Genomic DNA, 484 nt, shown 5'->3' on the forward strand with positions numbered 1-484 from the left:
GCATTGGTAGAAGCCGACGACGATTTTAAATATGTTTTAAAATTTCGTGGCGCTGGTCATGGTGTGAAAGCCTTGATTGCCGAATTTCTTGGCGGACAAATTGCTAGATATCTTGGCTTACCTGTTCCAGAATTGGTTTTCGCCAATCTCGATGAAGCCTTTGGAAGAACAGAAGCCGATGAGGAAATTCAGGATTTACTGCAATTCAGTCAAGGTTTGAATTTGGGTTTGCATTATCTTGCTGGTTCAATCACTTACGATGCTGCAACCAATGATTGCGACGAAGTTTTGGCTTCTAAAATTGTTTGGCTCGACGCCTTCATCACCAATGTTGATAGAACTTTTAGAAATACCAATTTGTTAATTTGGAAAAAAGAACTTTGGTTGATAGATCATGGTGCAGCTTTTTATTTTCATCATTCTTGGGACAATTGGAAAGCCAATGCCGTTTCGCCTTTTGCCTTAATAAAAGATCATGTTTTAT

The 484-nt window shown here is 38.8% G+C and carries 1 protein-coding gene; it reads left to right on the forward strand.

The features are described from left to right. Positions 1-484 (forward strand): HipA family kinase (locus tag FJV36_RS14060; RefSeq protein WP_370515719.1); only part of this gene is annotated, 484 nt, incomplete at both ends.

Origin of the sequence: Flavobacterium sp. I-STPP5a, from assembly GCF_009764685.1 — a bacterium.
Lineage (GTDB): Bacteria > Bacteroidota > Bacteroidia > Flavobacteriales > Flavobacteriaceae > Flavobacterium.